General features: G+C 49.9%; 13 protein-coding genes. 7 read left to right on the top strand and 6 right to left on the bottom strand.

Going from position 1 to position 19304, the window contains the following annotated elements; all coding sequences use genetic code 11:
- Nucleotide 1: 1 nt before the first annotated feature.
- The 3 genes from nrdB to ubiG all read right to left on the bottom strand — a co-directional run bounded on the left by nrdB (nt 2) and on the right by ubiG (nt 4587).
- Nucleotides 2–1132 (bottom strand): class Ia ribonucleoside-diphosphate reductase subunit beta, encoded by a 1131-nt coding sequence (gene nrdB / locus OH773_RS15355; RefSeq protein WP_183271079.1) that lies wholly within the window; start codon nt 1130–1132, stop codon nt 2–4.
- A 95-nt stretch (nt 1133–1227) separates the two neighbouring features.
- On the bottom strand, nt 1228–3513 hold the full coding sequence (gene nrdA, locus OH773_RS15350; protein ID WP_270139693.1) for a class 1a ribonucleoside-diphosphate reductase subunit alpha: 2286 nt from the start codon (nt 3511–3513) through the stop codon (nt 1228–1230).
- Nucleotides 3514–3867: 354 nt separating this feature from the next.
- Nucleotides 3868–4587 (bottom strand): bifunctional 2-polyprenyl-6-hydroxyphenol methylase/3-demethylubiquinol 3-O-methyltransferase UbiG, encoded by a 720-nt coding sequence (gene ubiG, locus OH773_RS15345; protein ID WP_270139691.1) that lies wholly within the window; start codon nt 4585–4587, stop codon nt 3868–3870.
- Nucleotides 4588–4746: 159 nt separating this feature from the next.
- Here ubiG and gyrA point away from each other — a divergent pair, with 159 nt between their 5' ends.
- The 3 genes from gyrA to rcsC all read left to right on the top strand — a co-directional run bounded on the left by gyrA (nt 4747) and on the right by rcsC (nt 10869).
- Entirely contained in the window at nt 4747–7395 is a 2649-nt protein-coding gene (gyrA, locus tag OH773_RS15340) for a DNA topoisomerase (ATP-hydrolyzing) subunit A (RefSeq protein ID WP_183271076.1), read from the top strand.
- A 114-nt stretch (nt 7396–7509) separates the two neighbouring features.
- Nucleotides 7510–7896, top strand: a complete 387-nt coding sequence (locus tag OH773_RS15335; protein ID WP_183271075.1) for an ASCH domain-containing protein — start codon at nt 7510–7512, stop codon at nt 7894–7896.
- A gap of 123 nt (nt 7897–8019) precedes the next feature.
- The gene (rcsC, locus tag OH773_RS15330) at nt 8020–10869 is read left to right on the top strand and encodes a two-component system sensor histidine kinase RcsC (protein ID WP_270139688.1); all 2850 of its coding nucleotides are present in this window, start codon (nt 8020–8022) and stop codon (nt 10867–10869) included.
- Between the two features lie 85 nt (nt 10870–10954).
- On the opposite strand, the gene rcsB is transcribed toward rcsC, so the two are convergent.
- Genes rcsB through OH773_RS15315 form a run of 3 tightly spaced genes read right to left on the bottom strand, consistent with a single transcriptional unit; the run spans nt 10955 to nt 14440 of the window.
- The gene (gene rcsB / locus OH773_RS15325) at nt 10955–11605 is read right to left on the bottom strand and encodes a response regulator transcription factor RcsB (protein ID WP_270139686.1); all 651 of its coding nucleotides are present in this window, start codon (nt 11603–11605) and stop codon (nt 10955–10957) included.
- 16 nt (nt 11606–11621) lie between these two features.
- Nucleotides 11622–14279 (bottom strand): phosphotransferase RcsD, encoded by a 2658-nt coding sequence (gene rcsD / locus OH773_RS15320; protein WP_270139684.1) that lies wholly within the window; start codon nt 14277–14279, stop codon nt 11622–11624.
- A 2-nt stretch (nt 14280–14281) separates the two neighbouring features.
- The gene (locus OH773_RS15315; RefSeq protein ID WP_183271063.1) at nt 14282–14440 is read right to left on the bottom strand and encodes a hypothetical protein; all 159 of its coding nucleotides are present in this window, start codon (nt 14438–14440) and stop codon (nt 14282–14284) included.
- A gap of 703 nt (nt 14441–15143) precedes the next feature.
- Between OH773_RS15315 and OH773_RS15310 the strand changes: the two genes are divergently transcribed.
- The 4 genes from OH773_RS15310 to alkB all read left to right on the top strand — a co-directional run bounded on the left by OH773_RS15310 (nt 15144) and on the right by alkB (nt 19208).
- Complete coding sequence (locus OH773_RS15310) at nt 15144–16235, top strand: porin OmpC (RefSeq protein ID WP_270139681.1); 1092 nt, start codon at nt 15144–15146, stop codon at nt 16233–16235.
- Nucleotides 16236–16373: 138 nt separating this feature from the next.
- Nucleotides 16374–17414: an FAD:protein FMN transferase ApbE gene (gene apbE / locus OH773_RS15305; protein WP_270139679.1), complete on the top strand. Its 1041-nt coding sequence runs from the start codon at nt 16374–16376 to the stop codon at nt 17412–17414.
- Nucleotides 17415–17496: 82 nt separating this feature from the next.
- On the top strand, nt 17497–18567 hold the full coding sequence (gene ada / locus OH773_RS15300; RefSeq protein ID WP_270139677.1) for a bifunctional DNA-binding transcriptional regulator/O6-methylguanine-DNA methyltransferase Ada: 1071 nt from the start codon (nt 17497–17499) through the stop codon (nt 18565–18567).
- A complete protein-coding gene (alkB, locus tag OH773_RS15295) occupies nt 18567–19208 on the top strand; it encodes a DNA oxidative demethylase AlkB (protein ID WP_270139675.1) in 642 nt (213 codons plus the stop codon). The genes ada and alkB overlap by 1 nt, the downstream gene beginning before the upstream one ends.
- Nucleotides 19209–19304 lie beyond the last annotated feature (96 nt).

The following is a 19304-nucleotide window of genomic DNA, read 5'->3' as shown; positions in this document are numbered from 1 at the left end:
CTTAAAGCTGGAAATTGCTCAGGTCGTCAGCATCGACATTCGAGTCAATCTGACCAACAAGATAAGAACTCACTTCGACTTCTTGCGGCGCAACCTGTACGTTGTCAGACACCAACCAGGCATTGATCCATGGGATTGGGTTTGAACGCGTTTTGAATGGCAGATCCAGACCGACAGCCTGCATGCGGATATTCGTAATATAATCAACATACTGGCAGAGAATATCTTTGTTCAGGCCGATCATTGAACCGTCGCGGAACAGATAGCTGGCCCACTCTTTTTCTTGCTCAGCGGCCAGTACGAACAGGTCATAGCATTCCTGGCGGCATTCTTGGGCGATTTCGGCCATTTCAGGATCGTCTTCACCGGAGCGCATCAGGTTCAGCATGTGCTGAGTGCCAGTCAGGTGCAGCGCTTCGTCGCGGGCTATCAGTTTGATGATTTTCGCGTTGCCTTCCATCAGTTCGCGCTCGGCGAAAGCGAAAGAACAGGCGAAGCTCACGTAGAAGCGAATCGCTTCCAGCGCGTTAACGCTCATCAGGCAGATATAAAGCTGTTTCTTCAGCGCGCGCAGATTTACGGTCACGGTTTTGCCGTTGACGTTATGCGTGCCTTCACCCAGCAAATGCCAGTAGCTGGTCATCTCAATCAGCGTGTCGTAGTAACCGGAGATATCTTTCGCGCGCTTTAAGATTTCTTCGTTGGTCACGATATCGTCAAACACAATCGCCGGATCGTTAACAATGTTACGGATGATGTGGGTGTAAGATCGTGAGTGGATGGTTTCGGAGAACGCCCACGTTTCAACCCAGGTTTCCAGCTCAGGAATCGAGATCAGCGGCAGCAAGGCGACATTCGGGCTGCGGCCCTGAATGGAGTCCAGCAGCGTCTGGTATTTCAGGTTGCTGATGAAAATGTGCTTTTCGTGATCGGGCAGAGCCTGGTAGTCAATGCGGTCACGGGAGACGTCCACTTCTTCCGGGCGCCAGAAGAAGGAAAGTTGCTTTTCAATCAGCTTTTCGAAGATGTCATATTTTTGCTGATCGTAGCGCGCAACGTTAACCGACTGGCCAAAGAACATCGGTTCCGCGAGCTGATCGTTTTTCGTCTGTGAAAAAGTGGTGTAAGCCATGAATATAGAAGTCCTGTGGTGTTAATTTCCCCTCACCCCGACCCTCTCCCTGAGGGAGAGGGGGAAAGCATTCTGGAGAGGGTGAGGGGATAAGATTAGATCTTACATGCGCCGCTTTCGCAGCCGTCGTCCTGGATAGAAGGCGCCAGGTCGTCTTGCGCATCTTCCGCGCCATCACGGGTGTTCTGATAGTAAAGCGTTTTGACACCGAATTTATAGGCGGTGAGCAAATCTTTGAGCAACTGTTGCATCGGCACTTTGCCTGACGGGAAGCGCGATGGGTCGTAGTTGGTATTTGCAGAGATCGACTGGTCGATAAATTTCTGCATCAAACCGACTAATTGCAGGTAACCGTCATTGTTTGGCAGTTCCCACAGCAACTCATAGTTGTCTTTCAGCGTTTCGTAATCTGGCACAACCTGGCGCAGGATACCGTCTTTCGACGCTTTAATGCTGATATGGCCGCGTGGTGGCTCGATACCGTTGGTCGCGTTGGAAATTTGCGACGAGGTTTCAGACGGCATCAACGCAGAAAGCGTGGAGTTACGCAGGCCGTGAGTTTTAATTGATTCACGAAGCGATTCCCAGTCCAGATGCAGCGGTTCGTTGCTGATGACATCCAGGTCTTTCTTGTAGGTGTCGATAGGCAGAATGCCTTTAGCGTAAGTGGTTTCGTTGAACCACAGGCAAGGGCCTTGCTCTTTCGCCAGCTCGTTCGACGCTTTCAACAGATAATATTGAATCGCTTCGAAGGTTTTGTGCGTCAGGTTGTTCGCGCTGCCGTCGGAGTAACGAACGCCATGTTTCGCCAGGTAGTACGCGAAGTTGATGACGCCCACACCCAGAGTACGGCGGCCCATTGCACCACGTTTCGCGGCAATGATTGGGTAATCCTGGTAGTCCAACAACGCATCCAACGCACGCACCGCCAGAATAGCCAGCTCTTCCAGTTCATCCAGACTTTCGATAGCGCCAAGGTTAAATGCAGACAACGTACACAGTGCGATTTCACCGTCTTCGTCGTTGATGTCATTCATTGGTTTGGTCGGCAGCGCAATTTCCAGACACAGGTTGGACTGGCGAACAGGCGCGATAGCCGGATCAAACGGGCTGTGGGTGTTGCAGTGGTCAACGTTCTGGATATAGATACGGCCAGTAGATGCACGTTCCTGCATCATCAGCGAGAACAGCTCAACGGCTTTCACGCGTTGTTTACGGATGCTGTCGTCTTTTTCGTATTTAGTGTACAGCTGCTCAAACTTTTCCTGATCGGCAAAGAAGGCGTCATACAGGCCTGGGACGTCAGACGGGCTGAACAGGGTGATGTCTTCGCCTTTCAGCAAACGGGTGTACATCAGTTTGTTGATTTGTACGCCGTAATCCATGTGACGAACGCGGTTGCCTTCAACGCCACGGTTGTTTTTCAGCACCAGCAGGCTTTCAACTTCCAGATGCCACATTGGGTAGAACAACGTTGCAGCACCACCACGCACACCGCCCTGAGAGCAGGATTTCACTGCGGTCTGGAAGTGTTTGTAGAACGGAATACAACCGGTATGGAACGCTTCACCGCCGCGAATTGGGCTACCCAGCGCACGAATACGGCCGGCGTTGATGCCGATGCCTGCACGTTGGGAGACGTATTTCACAATTGCGCTGGACGTGGCGTTGATGGAGTCCAGGCTGTCGCCACACTCAATCAGAACGCAAGAGCTGAACTGACGAGTCGGGGTGCGCACGCCAGACATGATCGGCGTAGGCAGAGAAATTTTGAAGGTGGAAACGGCGTCGTAAAAACGCTTCACGTAGCTCAGGCGAGTTTCACGCGGGTAGCCGGAGAATAGACACGCGGCAACCAGGATATAGAGGAACTGTGCGCTCTCGTAGATTTCACCCGTAACACGGTTTTGAACCAGGTACTTGCCTTCGAGCTGTTTAACAGCGGCGTAGGAGAAGCTCATATCGCGATCATGGTCGAGATAATCGTCCATCTGCTTGAACTCTTCTTCCGTGTAGTCTTCCAGCAGATGTTGATCGTATTTGCCCATCTCAACCATTTTCACGACATGGTTGTAAAGTTTTGGCGGCTCGAACTCGCCGTACGCTTTTTTACGCAGATGGAAAACAGCCAGACGCGCGGCCAGGTACTGATAATCCGGCGCTTCACGAGAAATCAAATCTGCCGCAGCTTTGATGATCGTTTCATGAATGTCAGAGGTTTTGATGCCGTCATAAAACTGGATGTGCGAGCGCAGTTCAACTTGCGATACGGATACGTTATTCAGACCTTCAGCGGCCCAATCCAGAACTCGGTGGATTTTATCCAGATCGATGCGCTCAGTGCGACCGTCACGTTTTGTAACCAGCAGACTCTGATTCATGTGAGTTTGTACCTGTCCGTGAAATGAAAAATGCCCCGTTTATCCACAGTTGGCCGCTTGTGGCTAACCTTGTGGATAAATACTATATGTAGGGGGTTGTGGATTACTTGATCACTATATGGTGAGTATTCTAGTAACTAATCGATTGAGAACAAGTATTGATTTCGTGGAAAAATTGGTGTTGTGACAACCCATGTTTCTCTAAGTCCACGTCACGTAAGGCTTGTGACAATTGTCAATGGGATGCAAAAAAAATGATATTTTTGATCGAGTGCTGATTTCTTAAACTTTAGGATGATTGCGCAACTTGATGTCACGCAATTTCTATCGTTTTCTCGTATTGCTGAACTTGAATTAACCCTGGGTGTGCAACATGTAGTTAACGTCAACACCTGGTGCAAGTTTGAACGTGTTCGTCAGGGGATTAAAGTGCAACCCGGTCATGTGACGCTCACGTAGCTGAGTTTCATCGACCCACGCCAGCAATTCAGCCGGTTTGATGAATTTTTTAACATCATGCGTGCCTTTTGGCACCATGCGCAGAATGTACTCCGCACCGACTACGGCCATCAGCCAGGATTTGCCATTACGGTTAAGCGTGGAGAAAAAGACATGACCGCCGGGCTTCACTAATATTGCACAGGCACTCACGACCGATTTTGGATCGGGCACATGCTCCAGCATTTCCATACAGGTGACAACGTCATATTTACCGGCAAACTTATCCGCGTGTTGTTCAACGGTTTCCTGAACGTAATCCACCTGAATGCCGCTTTCTAACGCATGAAGTTTAGCGACCTGAAGCGGCTCGAAACCCATATCGAGCCCGGTGACTGTTGCGCCTTCACGAGCCATGCTTTCTGCCAAAATACCGCCACCGCAGCCGACATCAAGCACCGTTTTACCGAACAATCCACCAGAACGTTGGTTGATATAGCCCAAACGCAGCGGGTTAATACGGTGCAGCGGTTTAAATTCGCCTTCTAAATCCCACCAGCGCGAGGCAACGGCTTCGAATTTTGCGATTTCATCATGGTCGACGTTGTGGATGACGGGTTGGTCTTCGGCATTCATAGGGCTACTCACTCCTTACTCGTTTCGTGGCGGGAGTATATCAGTCAACGTCTGTGAATAAAGCATTCTGCAAATGTGTTCTGGTTTCCCCACTGAGCGCCGCTTGTGTTATAATTTGCGACCTTTGAATCCGGGACACAGTAGAGGGATAGCGGATACATGAGCGACCTTGCCAGAGAAATTACACCGGTCAACATTGAGGAAGAGCTTAAGAGCTCCTATCTGGATTACGCGATGTCGGTTATTGTCGGCCGCGCACTGCCAGATGTCCGCGATGGACTCAAGCCGGTACACCGTCGCGTACTTTACGCCATGAACGTATTGGGCAATGACTGGAATAAAGCCTATAAAAAATCTGCCCGTGTTGTTGGTGACGTAATCGGTAAATACCACCCTCATGGTGATACGGCTGTTTATGACACCATCGTACGTATGGCGCAGCCATTCTCTTTGCGTTACATGCTGGTCGACGGCCAGGGTAACTTCGGTTCAGTAGACGGCGACTCCGCCGCAGCGATGCGTTATACGGAAATCCGTATGTCGAAAATCGCCCACGAACTTATGGCCGATCTGGAAAAAGATACGGTCGATTTTGTCGATAACTACGACGGTACCGAACGTATTCCTGATGTGATGCCGACCAAGATCCCTAACCTGTTGGTTAACGGTTCTTCCGGTATTGCAGTAGGTATGGCGACGAATATTCCGCCACACAACATTACTGAAGTGATCAACGGCTGCCTCGCGTTTATTGAAGACGAAGACATCTCCGTTGAAGGGCTGATGGAACACATCCCAGGCCCGGATTTCCCGACTGCTGCTATCATCAATGGCCGCCGTGGTATCGAAGAAGCGTACCGCACAGGTCGTGGCAAGATTTATATCCGCGCACGCGCGGAAGTAGAAGCGGACGCCAAAACCGGCCGTGAGACTATCATCGTTCATGAAATTCCATACCAGGTGAACAAAGCTCGCCTGATTGAGAAAATCGCTGAGCTGGTGAAAGACAAACGCGTTGAGGGCATCAGTGCTCTGCGCGATGAGTCAGATAAAGACGGGATGCGCATTGTTATCGAAATCAAACGCGATGCAGTGGGCGAAGTGGTTCTGAACAACCTCTATTCCCAGACTCAACTTCAGACTTCCTTCGGTATCAACATGGTTGCGCTGCATCAGGGCCAGCCGAAGATCATGAACCTGAAAGACATTCTTTCTGCGTTCGTGCGCCACCGTCGTGAAGTTGTCACGCGTCGTACTATTTTCGAACTACGAAAAGCGCGTGACCGTGCACACATCCTTGAAGGGTTGGCGATTGCGCTGGCTAACATCGACCCGATTATCGAGTTGATTCGTCACTCTCCAAATGCGGCAGAAGCGAAAGCAGGCCTGATCGCGCGTTCTTGGGATCTGGGCAACGTTGCCGCGATGCTTGAGCGTGCCGGTGATGACGCTGCGCGTCCTGAGTGGCTGGAGCCAGAGTTCGGTATTCGTGATGGTCAATATTTCCTGACCGAGCAACAAGCTCAGGCCATTCTGGATCTGCGTTTGCAGAAACTGACCGGCCTTGAGCACGAAAAACTGCTCGACGAATACAAAGAGCTGCTGGAGCAGATCGCTGAGTTGCTGCACATTCTGGGCAGCGCTGAACGTTTGATGGAAGTGATCACCGAAGAGCTGGTTGCGATGCGCGATCAGTTTGGCGACAAGCGTCGTACTGAGATCACGGCGAACACCTCTGATATCAACATTGAAGATTTGATCAACCGCGAAGATGTGGTTGTGACGCTGTCCCATCAGGGCTATGTGAAGTATCAGCCTCTTACCGACTACGAAGCACAACGTCGTGGTGGTAAAGGTAAGTCCGCAGCACGCATTAAAGAAGAAGATTTCATCGACCGTCTGTTGGTTGCCAATACGCACGATACCATTCTGCTGTTCTCCAGCCGTGGCCGTCTGTATTGGATGAAGGTTTATCAGTTGCCGGAAGCGAGCCGTGGTGCGCGTGGCCGTCCAATTGTGAACCTGTTACCGCTGGAACCGAACGAACGTATCACTGCTATCTTGCCAGTACGTGAGTATGCCGAAGGCGTTAACGTATTTATGGCGACCGCGAGCGGCACCGTGAAGAAAACTGCGTTGACCGACTTCAGCCGTCCACGTTCTGCGGGCATCATCGCCGTTAACCTGAACGAAGGTGACGAACTGATTGGTGTTGATCTGACTGACGGTAGCAATGAAGCGATGTTGTTCTCGGCTGCGGGTAAAGTGGTGCGCTTCAAAGAAGACGCCGTTCGTACCATGGGCCGTACGGCAACAGGTGTACGCGGTATCAAACTTGCAGGCGAAGACAAAGTCGTTTCCCTGATCATTCCACGCGGTGAAGGTTCTATCCTGACCGTGACGCAGAATGGTTACGGTAAGCGTACTGCTGCTGATGAGTATCCGACCAAGTCACGTGCGACTCAGGGCGTTATCTCCATCAAAGTGACCGAGCGCAACGGCAGCGTCGTTGGCGCGGTACAGGTTGAAGATACCGACCAGATTATGATGATTACCGATGCAGGTACTCTGGTTCGTACTCGCGTTTCTGAAGTCAGTGTCGTTGGCCGTAACACCCAGGGCGTTATCCTTATCCGTACTGCGGATGATGAAAACGTAGTGGGTCTGCAACGTGTTGCAGAACCGGTCGACGAAGAAGAGCTGGACGCAATCGACGGCACCGTTGCTGAAGGTGATGACGACATCGCACCAGAAGCAGAAAGTGAAGACGCAGCCGACGATAATACCGACGACGAAGCGGACGAATAATCTGAATTTTGTTGGTTGAAGTGTTTTGTCTCTTAAACGCCTGGTGCAAGAAATTGCATCGGGCGTTTTATATTTTATTATCAGTTGATGGTTCGAATAAAAGGTACGGTAACAATGTCTATTCCTGAAAAGTATGAAGATGTAGAACGCTGGGCATTCGGTGACACTGAGCGTCAGGCGGATGAACTGGCCAAACTGGTGCTGGATGGCGTGAAAACAGCCACCTGCGCTAACCTGGATGGCGAGGGTATCGCGCAGCCTGGTGATATCTTTGTGGTCGTGGATGGCAAGAATAAGCCGGTTTGCGCGATAGAACTGACTACCACGGAAATGACCACTTTTGATCAGGTGGGCGAAGCCCATGCACTGGCTGAAGGGGAAGGTGATAAAACCCTGGCTTACTGGCGCAACGAGCATAAACGCTTTTTTGAAGAGTACGACCTGTTCTCACCGGATATGACACTGGTGTTAATGCACTTTAAGGTTATCGAAAAGTTCTGATCTTAACGCCGGTCTGGGTGTACCGAACGCGATAAACCTTCTTGCTTTGCCGTTGCGGGCTGCGATTTTTGCGGCTACCTTAACGGCATCCAACGTTTTGCAATTTCCCGGACCTGGCTCAATTTGAAATATCTTGTCTCTTTTCGCACCACACTCAAAGTCTCCCGCTACCTGTTCCGGGCTCTGGCTTTATTGCTTTGGCTGTTGATTGCACTCTTTTCCGTGTTCTATATCGTGAATGCGTTACACGAGAAAGAGTCAGAAATTCGTCAGGAATTTAATATCAGCTTCGACCAGGCGCAGCGTTACATTCAGCGTACGTCTGATGTGGTGAAAGAGCTCAAATACATTGCAGAAAATCGTCTTACCGCGACCAATGGCGTATTGCCGGTAATGGATAATGACGACAACAAAATTGACCCACCCAGCTTCATGCCCTTGTTCCCGGACTCTGACTGCACCGCCGTCAGCGCTTCGTGGCGTACCTCGTTGCAATCTCTGGCGTGGTTTTTACGTTACTGGCGGGATAATTTCTCGGCAGCCTATGACCTCAACCGCGTCTTTTTGATTGGTGGCGATAACCTGTGTATGGCGGATTTCGGCCTGCGTGAAATGCCTCTTGAGCGCGAAAAAGCGCTGAAAAACTTGCATGAACGCATCATGAAATATCGCACCGCGCCGCAGGATGAACACAGCAACAGTATCTACTGGATTGGCCCAGGCGCACGCCCGGGCGTTGGATACTTCTATACGCTGACGCCTGTTTATCTGGCGAACCGCCTTCAGGCACTGCTGGGTGTTGAGCAAACCATCCGCATGGAAAACTTCCTTTCGCCGGGCTCCATGCCGATTGGCGTCACTATTCTCGATGAAAATAGTCGCCCGCTTATCACACTTAACGGCCCGGAAATGCGTATTCAGCCTGAAGAAAAATGGCTTCAGGAACGCTCATGGTTTGGCTATACATCGGGCTTTAAGCACTTCATTCTCAAGAAAAACTTACCGCCTTCTTCAATGAGCGTGGTGTATTCAGTCCCTGTGGATATGGTGCTTGAGCGCATCCGCATGCTGATCCTGAACGCGGTGTTGCTGAATATTCTTGTCGGGGCAGTGTTGTTTACCCTGGCGCGGATGTATGAAAAACGGGTGTTTATTCCTGCAGAAAATGACGCTCTGCGCCTGGAAGAACACGAGCAGTTCAACCGTAAAATAGTCGCTTCCGCTCCTGTCGGGATCTGCATTCTTCGTACTCAGGATGGGACAAACATCCTGAGTAACGAGCTGGCGCACAATTATCTCAACATGTTGACGCATGAAGACCGGCAGCGGTTAACGCAAATTATTTGTGGTCAGCAGGTTAACTTTGTTGATGTGTTAACCAGCAGCCATACCAACCTGCAGATAAGCTTTGTCCATTCCCGTTATCGTAATGAAAACGTCGCGATTTGTGTGCTGGTGGATGTCAGTGCGCGCGTCAAAATGGAAGAATCGCTGCAGGAAATGGCGCAAGCCTCGGAGCAGGCGAGCCAGTCAAAATCGATGTTCCTCGCAACGGTTAGCCATGAATTGCGTACGCCGTTGTATGGCATTATCGGTAACCTGGATTTATTGCAAACCAAAGAGTTGCCGAAAGGTGTCGATCGCCTGGTGACGGCGATGAGCAACTCTTCAAGCCTGTTGCTGAAAATCATCAGCGACATTCTCGACTTTTCAAAAATCGAGTCAGAACAGTTAAAAATAGAGCCGCGAGTCTTCTCACCGCGTGAAGTGATGAGCCATATAACTGCCAACTATTTACCGCTGGTGGTGCGCAAACAGCTGGGACTGTACTGTTTTATCGAGCCAGATGTGCCGTTGACGCTGCAAGGTGACCCGATGCGCTTGCAGCAAGTGATTTCCAACTTGCTGAGTAACGCCATTAAATTCACCGATATTGGCTGCATTGTTCTGCATGTCAGTGTGGAAGGGGATTATCTCTCGCTGCGCGTGCGCGACACCGGCGTGGGTATTCCAGCCAAAGAAGTCACGAAGTTATTTGATCCCTTCTTCCAGGCGGGCACGGGCGTACAGCACAATTTCCAGGGAACCGGCCTCGGCCTGGCTATCTGTGAAAAGCTTATCAGCATGATGGATGGCGATATTTCTGTTGATACCGAAGTGGGAATGGGGAGCCAGTTTACGATTCGCATTCCTTTATACAGTGCGAGTTACGCTGAGCCTGCGCAGGTTGAAGGGTTGGTGAATAAGCGATGCTGGCTGGCGGTACGGAATGCTTCGCTGAGTAAATTCCTCGAGTCGATACTGATAAGAAACCACTTTGAAGTACGGCAGTATCAGGGCCAAACGCCGGATAGCGACGATGTATTAATTACCGATGATGAACTGGGAAATGCCTGGGAAGGGCGAGCCGCGATTATTTTCTGCCGCCGCCATATCGGTATTCCTATTGAAGCGACCCCGGGATGCTGGCTTCACAGCCTTGCCGCACCTCATGATTTGCTGCTGCTATTGGGGCGGATTTTCAGCGTTACGGTAAACCTGCCTGGTGTTAATACGGATGCACCTACGCCTTCGGGTAACAATGAACGTAACGATGACATGATGATCCTCGTCGTCGATGATCATCCTATCAACCGACGTTTGCTGGCGGATCAGCTGGGATCACTGGGTTATCAGTGTAAAACGGCGAATGATGGCGTGGATGCGCTCAATGTACTGAGTAAAAATCACATTGATATTGTACTCAGCGACGTCAACATGCCGAATATGGATGGTTATCGTCTGACACAGCGTATCCGTCAGCTCGGTTTGACGCTGCCAGTAGTGGGCGTGACAGCCAATGCGCTGGCCGAAGAGAAACAACGTTGTCTTGAGTCTGGAATGGATAGCTGCCTGTCGAAGCCGGTGACGCTGGATATTCTCAAAACGACAGTTGAGCTTTATGCGGCAAGGGTTCGTGAGCATCGAGATTAGAAACCCTACAGCTAAATAATTCGAGTTGCAGGACTAAAACGCCAGGGGCATTTTAGTCCTGCAGCTTGAAGTCTGAAGGGGAGAGTTACTCTTTGTCGGCTGGAGACAAGCTGACTGAAGAAAGGTAGTTCAGCAGGGCGATATCATTTTCCACACCCAGTTTCATCATTGCTGATTTTTTCTGGCTACTGATAGTTTTGATGCTGCGATTCAATTTGCGAGCAATTTCGGTAACCAGGAAACCTTCTGCGAACAGACGCAAAACTTCACTCTCTTTTGGAGACAAACGTTTGTCGCCATAACCACCCGCACTGATTTTTTCCAGCAGGCGAGACACGCTTTCTGGTGTAAATTTTTTGCCTTTCTGCAATGCGGCCAGTGCTTTTGGTAAGTCAGTTGGCGCGCCTTGCTTCAGCACAATCCCTTCGATATCAAGTTCTAATACCGCGCTTAAAATAGCAGGGTTGTTGTTCATCGTCAGAACGATGATCGACAGGCCAGGGAAGTGACGCTTGATGTACTTGATAAGCGTGATGCCGTCGCCGTACTTGTCGCCAGGCATTGAGAGATCGGTTATCAAAACATGAGCATCAAGTTTTGGAAGGTTATTGATAAGCGCTGTGGAATCTTCAAACTCACCGACAACATTCACCCACTCGATCTGCTCGAGAGATTTACGAATGCCGAACAGGACAATCGGATGGTCGTCGGCAATAATTACGTTCATACTGTTCATGTAATAGGCTACCTTGCTACAGCAAACTCTTGACGTAAGCGTCAATATCGCTGGTGTATTTTTGTATGTTGGCAGCATCACTTTCACGAATGTGATGCTCTAACGTTTCACATAACTGCTTGCCGGGTACCAGGTTGAGCATTGCAAACACCCCTTTCAGGCGGTGAGCTGTCTGCGCTAACGCCACGAAATCGTGCGCTGCAGATTCAGTATACAATCTCCTAACATCTTCCGGTACTGTGTCAACAAACAGCGCGTAATAACCGCTGGCATGAAGCTGCGCATTTTCATCGCCGCCTAGCGGTGACTCAGAAATTCCTTCCTGCGCCAATTGTTCTTCAATCAGTTGTAGCACCGCGTCTTGCATCGCATTGCTGATATTAAAATTAACCCGGAACTGACCAGGGCCGAGTTTACGCATTCCGTTCTCATCATCGCTTAAAAGTAATCCCGAAGATGTAAGATTAGACGGATTATCTGTCAGGAAGATATCAAACTCTTGACTTGCCAGTCTTTCATCCGGGGTGATGCACCGGGCTCCCCAGTTTTCCAGCAAACGCGTGACGATACTCCGCACTTCATTTGAGGTGATATCAATCATCGCCACCACGTCATCAAGCAATTTCTCTTCTTGCTCTTCTGGCTGCGGTTCTGCGGTCATTTTGATATGTAGATTGTAGCGAGTCCCAATGTCCTCACGGGTTTTGATATTCAAATGCCCGCCCATTTTGCGAGACAACTGATCGCACAAATAGAAGGTTAATCCGTTGGCTCGCCCATAACGATCTTCATGCGTTTCGTTCAGGAACGGGAAGTGGAGATTATCGACTTCACCGCTACTAATCCCTTCGCCAGTATCCAGAATACGGAATAACAATCGATCAGGGTTGGATTCTTCCTCGCTGATATCAAGGGTGATTTTGCCAATTTGCGTCGTGGTCACGGAATAGTGCAGTAGCAATTGTAGCACTTTACGCAGCGCTTCCCGGTCGCCGTGGCGTTCTTCATCCGCAGCAAGCTGGTTGTTAATAAGCAGTTGTAAGCCTTTGCGTTTGATTATCGGCAGCATTTCCAGCGCGACTTCATCAATCAATGGCTGAATAGCAAATTGCGTCGCATTGGTTTTCCATGTGTCGGACTCAAGCATATTGAGTAGCTGAATCTCATCCACCAAACGCACAATCTTTTGCGCTTCATTGGCTATGCCACGCGCTTCTGGCGTACTGAGTGCGCTTGCTTGTTCGGCAATGTTCTTCACCGGCAGCTGAAGCGCTTCGCCAATATGCTGCATGAACATAATCCGCCCCTGCTGATTTTTCTCATACAGGCGTTGAGCTTGTTTGAGCTTTTTATTGACCAGGATTTCGCGGTCTTGATCGCGAATGACAAAAATCTGCGTGCGCGGGGCAATCTGGCTACGGAACTGGCGTATTTCATACAGTTCGTTATTGATAGTCGCCTGAATGACCCCTTGATGCTGATCGGCCATCGCAATAATGTTTTGCAAGTTCAGGTGCGGGAGCAGGTGGTCGGCAATTTTATTGCTGATAACGGTACGGTTTGAATCCAGATCATGTACCAACAACCCCAGTGGCAGCTGTGCGACTATCTCTTCATTTAGTGCGCGTAAGATTTGTAATTCGGCATTGCCACTCGGCACTTCGGCAGGACGTGCCGTATGTTGGCGGAAATTGGTGAAACCGAACAGCGCCAGTGCCAGCAGACCGAGATTGAGCAACAGCGGGAATAAAATGTTCTGCAAGGTGTCCATCAGCAAAGTGCCGAGCGACACTTGCCACACCAGACGAAGATTCGTGGTGGCAAGAGGGGAGGTGATATCAATTTTTGTACCATTAAAATTAATGGTCACGCTTTCCGGGCCATCTTTCTCTGCGCTGTTAATCTGTTTTTGCGCATCGTTATTTTCCAGACGGAAACTGTCCAGCGACATCGTAGGCGGAATCAAATCATTAATGGGTAAATCAAACGCCACGACAGTGGCCAGATGGCCTGGCTGGTTAAAGGTGGTGCGCAGCGTAAAGTAGTGGCCGTTCTGCCAGGTCAGCGTGCGCAGCAGAGAAAAACTTTCTCGTTCATCCAGTGCGTTTGCTTGTTGAAGCATTTCAGCGCGGCGGGAATCAACTATGGTACTGACGCCACTGTCTTTAAGACTGCTGGAGAGATCTTTTAGTGGCAACGTTGAGACCAGAATCATGCTGTTATCCTGGCCGTTTAAATAGTACATCGACCACGGGCTGGTTTCGGCACCCCATAACGTATCGAGGTAAGTCGAGATACGTTGGGTGGTATCCAGGGTAGAACTGTCGTGGGAGCCAAAAATCAGGGCTTCAGTTTTACTGCGTGGCTTATCTAAATAGTAGACATCCTGGCGCAGACGGGTTTCTTGTAGCCCATCACTGGCCGGAGAGGTGGAGACAGCAATATTGTCGTAAATTTGCCAGGTCGCGTAACGGTATACATCAACCCTTTTATGCAGCGCATGAGTGATATCGACGATCTGATAACTTTTATCTTTCAGCCAGGTGTTGACGGCGCTTTGTACCATGACACCCATAGCGACCAGTAGCACGAGGATCAATAGCAGGAAGAAGCGCGTGATATTGCCGGGGATTAGCGAAAATTTATTAGGGATCATACTGTCTGACTGACTCATTGTTAGCGCGCAACCCGGCGAGCATTCGCCACTTTAAAATATCCACTGCTCTGCCAGGCCAGCAGGCAGGCGTTGAAAGCGGTTAGCAATAGAACCAACGCGCCCTTGGTAAGAATACCTGCAACCAGCGTTGGCGTCATCGTCTGTGTGTTAAAACTCAACGAGTATAATTCGAAATTGCCACATTTCCAGGCTGTTGATAATTCGCCAAAATAACGGCGTTAAATGGAGGATATTTTAGGCAGAGAGTCGGGTTATTTTTGTACAAGGAAATGCTGGCTGTACAACTGTTTTTTCTGGAATGATTGATTGTCGGGTTTGTCTTTTTAGGAAAATTCCCGTTTTGACGGTAGGATTTCATGACAGAAAAGTGAGCGTTTTCTTAATAGTCATTACTTTTTTGCGTGGATAGCACAGAATGTTTAAAGTTACGTAAAGAAGCGTAAAAAAAACCGGATGCAAGCATCCGGTCCAAAATAGGGGTAAAACAGACATTCAAAGCTGAATGACGGTAATAAATAAAGTTAATGATGATAGCGAGATATATTTTATATATAAATCAGAGCTATGTTTTAACATTCAGTGCTACAGTTATAAATATTGGTTATTTGTTTGATTTATATATAAATTATATTTTTTTTGATTATTAGTGCTTACGTTATGGTCTTTTTGTGCTGAAAAAAGTTCCCTCATATTTACATTTTGAAACACCTATATGGATAAATGAAACATCTCTATGGTTTTAGTATCATATTCGGGTTGGATTAATCTGTATTTGTTTTGGACAATGGGTTCGCCGACTGATTAGTAATTTAATCAGTAAGCAGTGGCATATAAAAAGGCATATAACAGAGGGTTAATAACATGAAAGTTAAAGCACTGTCCCTCCTGGTTCCAGCATTGCTGGTAGCAGGCACCGCTCATGCGGCCGAAATTTACAACAAAGACGGCAATAAATTAGATCTGTACGGTAAAGTAGATGGCTTACATTACTTTTCTGACGACAAAGGCGCTGACGGTGACCAGTCTTACTTCCGTGTAGGCATCAAAGGCGAAACTCAGATTAATGACCAACTGACCGGTTACGGCCAGTGGGAATACAACGTTCAAGCAAACAACGTTGAAGGTAGCAGCGATCAAGCGTGGACTCGTCTTGCGTTTGCTGGTGTTCGCTTTGCTGATTACGGTTCATTCGATTACGGTCGTAACTACGGCGTAGTTTACGATGTAACTTCATGGACTGACGTTCTGCCAGAATTTGGCGGCGACACCTACGGTTCTGATAACTTCCTGCAATCCCGTGCTAACGGCGTTGCTACTTACCGTAACACCGACTTCTTCGGTCTGGTTGATGGCCTGAACTTTGCTCTGCAATATCAAGGCGAAAACGGCGGTACTCAGGGTGAAGGCGCTACCCAAAACGGTCGTAAACCTCTGAAACAGAATGGTGACGGCTTCGGCGGCTCCGTAACTTATGATCTGGGCGAAGGTTTCAGCCTGGGTTCAGCTATCTCTAGCTCCAAGCGTACTGTTGATCAGAACAACATGGCTGTAGGTGAAGGCGATCGCGCTGAAACTTACACCGGTGGTCTGAAATATGACGCTAACAACGTTTACCTGGCAACTCAGTACACCCAGACTTACAACGCAACTCGCGCGGGTGACCTGGGCTTTGCTAACAAAGCACAGAACTTCGAAGTTGTAGCTCAGTACCAGTTCGATTTCGGTCTGCGTCCATCCATCGCTTACCTGCAGTCTAAAGGTAAGGACCTGGAAGGTTACGGCGACCAGGATCTGGTTAAATACGTTGATATCGGCGCGACTTACTACTTCAACAAAAACATGTCCACCTATGTTGATTACAAAATCAACCTGCTGGACGAAAACAACTTCACCCGTGACGCTGGCATCGGTACTGATGACATCGTAGGTGTTGGTCTGGTTTACCAGTTCTAATTTCTGCTCTCGCAGTATTAGCTTAAAAGGCGCCTCAGGGCGCCTTTTTTACGTCTGTACTCTCAACAAACATGCACTTTTAACCACATTCTAAGCCAGTTGGTGTACCCTTTTGCGCTCAAACAGGAGAGAGACACAATGGATTTACGTTTATTACGCTATGGCCTGTTTGCCATAGTCGTTGGCGCTTTGGCTGGCTGTGATAACCCAACAGCGAAAGGCAATTCCGGCATGGTGCTGGAAGGCAAAACCATGGGCACGTACTGGCGTGCAAGCCTCGCAGGCGTAGACAATGCTCGGCAGACAGAGCTACGTGAAAAAATTCAGGCGCAGTTAGACGGCGACGATCGCCTGATGTCGACCTATAAAACGGACTCCGCATTATCGCGATTCAACCAATCCCGCTCGACGGAACCTTATGCGGTTGATGAAGCGATGAGCGATATCGTGACCATGGCTTTGCGCATTGGCGCAAAAACAGAGGGAGCGATGGACATTACCGTTGGGCCGTTGGTGAACCTCTGGGGATTTGGCCCGGATAAACAGCCAGTCAAAACACCCACTCAGGCGCAAATTGATGCCGCGAAAGCGTTAACTGGCCTACATCATTTGACGGTGATTAATCAGTCAGGGAAACAATGGTTACAGAAGGATCTCCCCGGCTTGTATGTTGATCTTTCGACCGTCGGGGAGGGTTACGCCGCCGATCATCTGACACGTTTAATGGAACAAAACGGCATCAGCCGCTATTTGGTTTCCGTTGGCGGAGCCGTTGTGACGCGTGGCACTAATGCCGAAGGTAAAGCCTGGCGCGTTGCAATTCAAAAACCGACCGATCGTGAAAACGCGGTGCAGGCGGTGGTGGATCTCAACGGTCACGGTATCAGCACTTCCGGAAGCTATCGCAATTACTACGAGCTTGATGGCAAACGCCTTTCGCACGTGATCGATCCGCAAACCGGACAACCCATTCAACACAAATTAGTTTCCGCGACCGTGATTGCGCCGACCGCTTTGGAAGCCGATGGTTGGGATACGGGCTTGATGGTACTTGGCACGGAAAAAGCCAAACAGGTCGCGCAGAAAGAGGGGCTGGCGGTCTATCTGATCACCAAAGAAGGCGACAGCTTTACCACATGGATGTCGCCACAGTTCAAAACTTTTCTGCTAACCGAGTAGAATTAGAAAGCAAGATTGCGGGTTTTTCGCCATGTGTAAGCTGTCAGCATGAGTCCATGACAGCAAAATACAGGAGCCAGTCATGAACGTGTTTTTTGACAAAGCCAACGAGGAAAGTCGCTGGCAGGCTGTGGAAACCCGCGATAATCGCGCTGATGGGCAGTTTGTGTTTGCGGTGAAAACCACCGGGATATGCTGCCGCCCATCTTGTCGCGTACGCCATCCCTTACGCAAAAATGTTCTGTTCTTCGAAAATGTTGAAGCGGCTGTGGGGGCCGGTTTTCGCCCCTGTAAACGCTGCCAGCCTGACAAACAAACTGCCGAACAACAGAAAATCGCTCGCATCACTCAAGCCTGTCGAATCTTAGAAAGCCGCAGTGAGCCGATGGTTCTTGCAGAACTCGCCGCGCTTGTGGCGATGAGCCCGTTTCATTTTCACCGGCTTTTTAAACAGGTCACAGGGCTTACGCCCCACGCCTGGCAAAAAGCGTTGCGCGCAAAACGACTGCGTGAACAACTTGCGCAGGGCGAACCCGTCACGCGCGCGGTTTTCGACGCCGGTTATCAATCGGGCAGTAACTATTACCAACAGGCGGATAAGGTATTAGGGATGACGGCGAAGCAATATCGGCAGGGCGGTGAACGCACCGTGATTCAATTTGTGGTGGGGTCTTGTCGGTTGGGTGAATTCCTGGTCGCCCAGAGTGAGCGTGGGATTTGCGCCATACTATTAGGTAGCGATGGTCAGGCACTGGTTAATGAATTGGAAAGTTTGTTCCCGCATTCCGCATTAGTGGCTGGCGACGCGCTTTTTTCTCAGCATGTCGCAAAGGTCGTGAGCGTTCTTGAACACCCCAACCAGCAATTTTCTCTGCCGCTCGATATTCAGGGAACCGCCTTCCAGCAGCAAGTGTGGCAAGCGTTGCGCGAAATCCCTGCCGGTCAAACCGCCAGCTACCGCGATATTGCGCAGCGTATCGGCAAACCGCAGGCTGTTCGTGCTGTCGCCGGGGCTTGCGCCGCAAACAAACTGGCGGTGATTATTCCCTGTCACCGGGTGGTGCGTAACGATGGCGCGATTTCGGGCTACCGTTGGGGCGTTGAACGTAAGCGCCAACTGCTTGAGATTGAAGCCGAACAGCAGGAGGAGTGATGCTCGATTTATTTGCCGATGAAGCGCCCTGGCAGGAGCCACTGGCGGAAGGTGCGGTGATCCTGCGCCGATTTGCCTGTGCAGACGCGCAGGCACTTCTCGCGCAAATATCGGCGCTCGCCGCAATTTCACCTTTTCGTCAGATGGTCACCCCCGGCGGCTATACGATGTCGGTGGCGATGACTAACTGCGGTGAAGCTGGCTGGACTACTGATAAACACGGTTATCTCTACTCGCCGATTGATCCATTAACGTCGCAGCCCTGGCCTGCAATGCCGGATCTTTTCAGGTCGTTGTCCGATACCGCATCGCGTGCTGCGGGCTATAACGGGTTTAACCCCGACGCCTGTCTCATTAACCGATATGCACCGGGCGCTAAATTGTCACTACACCAGGACAAAGACGAGCTCAATCTGCAACAGCCGATTGTCTCTGTATCACTCGGGGTGCCAGCGGTGTTTCAGTTCGGCGGCCTTAAACGCAACGACCCACTGAAAAGAGTCATGCTCGAACACGGTGATGTCGTGGTGTGGGGCGGGGCGTCTCGCCTGTTTTACCACGGTATTTTGCCCCTCAAACTAGCGGATCATCCAGCCACCGGCGAGTTTCGTTTCAACCTTACATTCCGCTGTACACGCTAAATAATTATCCGAAATAATTCACGTTGCATCGAGGCGGCAAGAGAACGAATCCCGATGAGCTTACTAGAGTAAGTGATTCGGGTGAGTAAACGTAGC

The sequence above is a fragment of the Buttiauxella sp. WJP83 genome (genome assembly GCF_027594725.1).
GTDB classification, from domain to species: Bacteria; Pseudomonadota; Gammaproteobacteria; order Enterobacterales; family Enterobacteriaceae; genus Buttiauxella; species Buttiauxella selenatireducens.
Note: the sequence above shows the minus strand (reverse complement) of the source record. Positions and strands in the feature narration are given on the sequence as shown.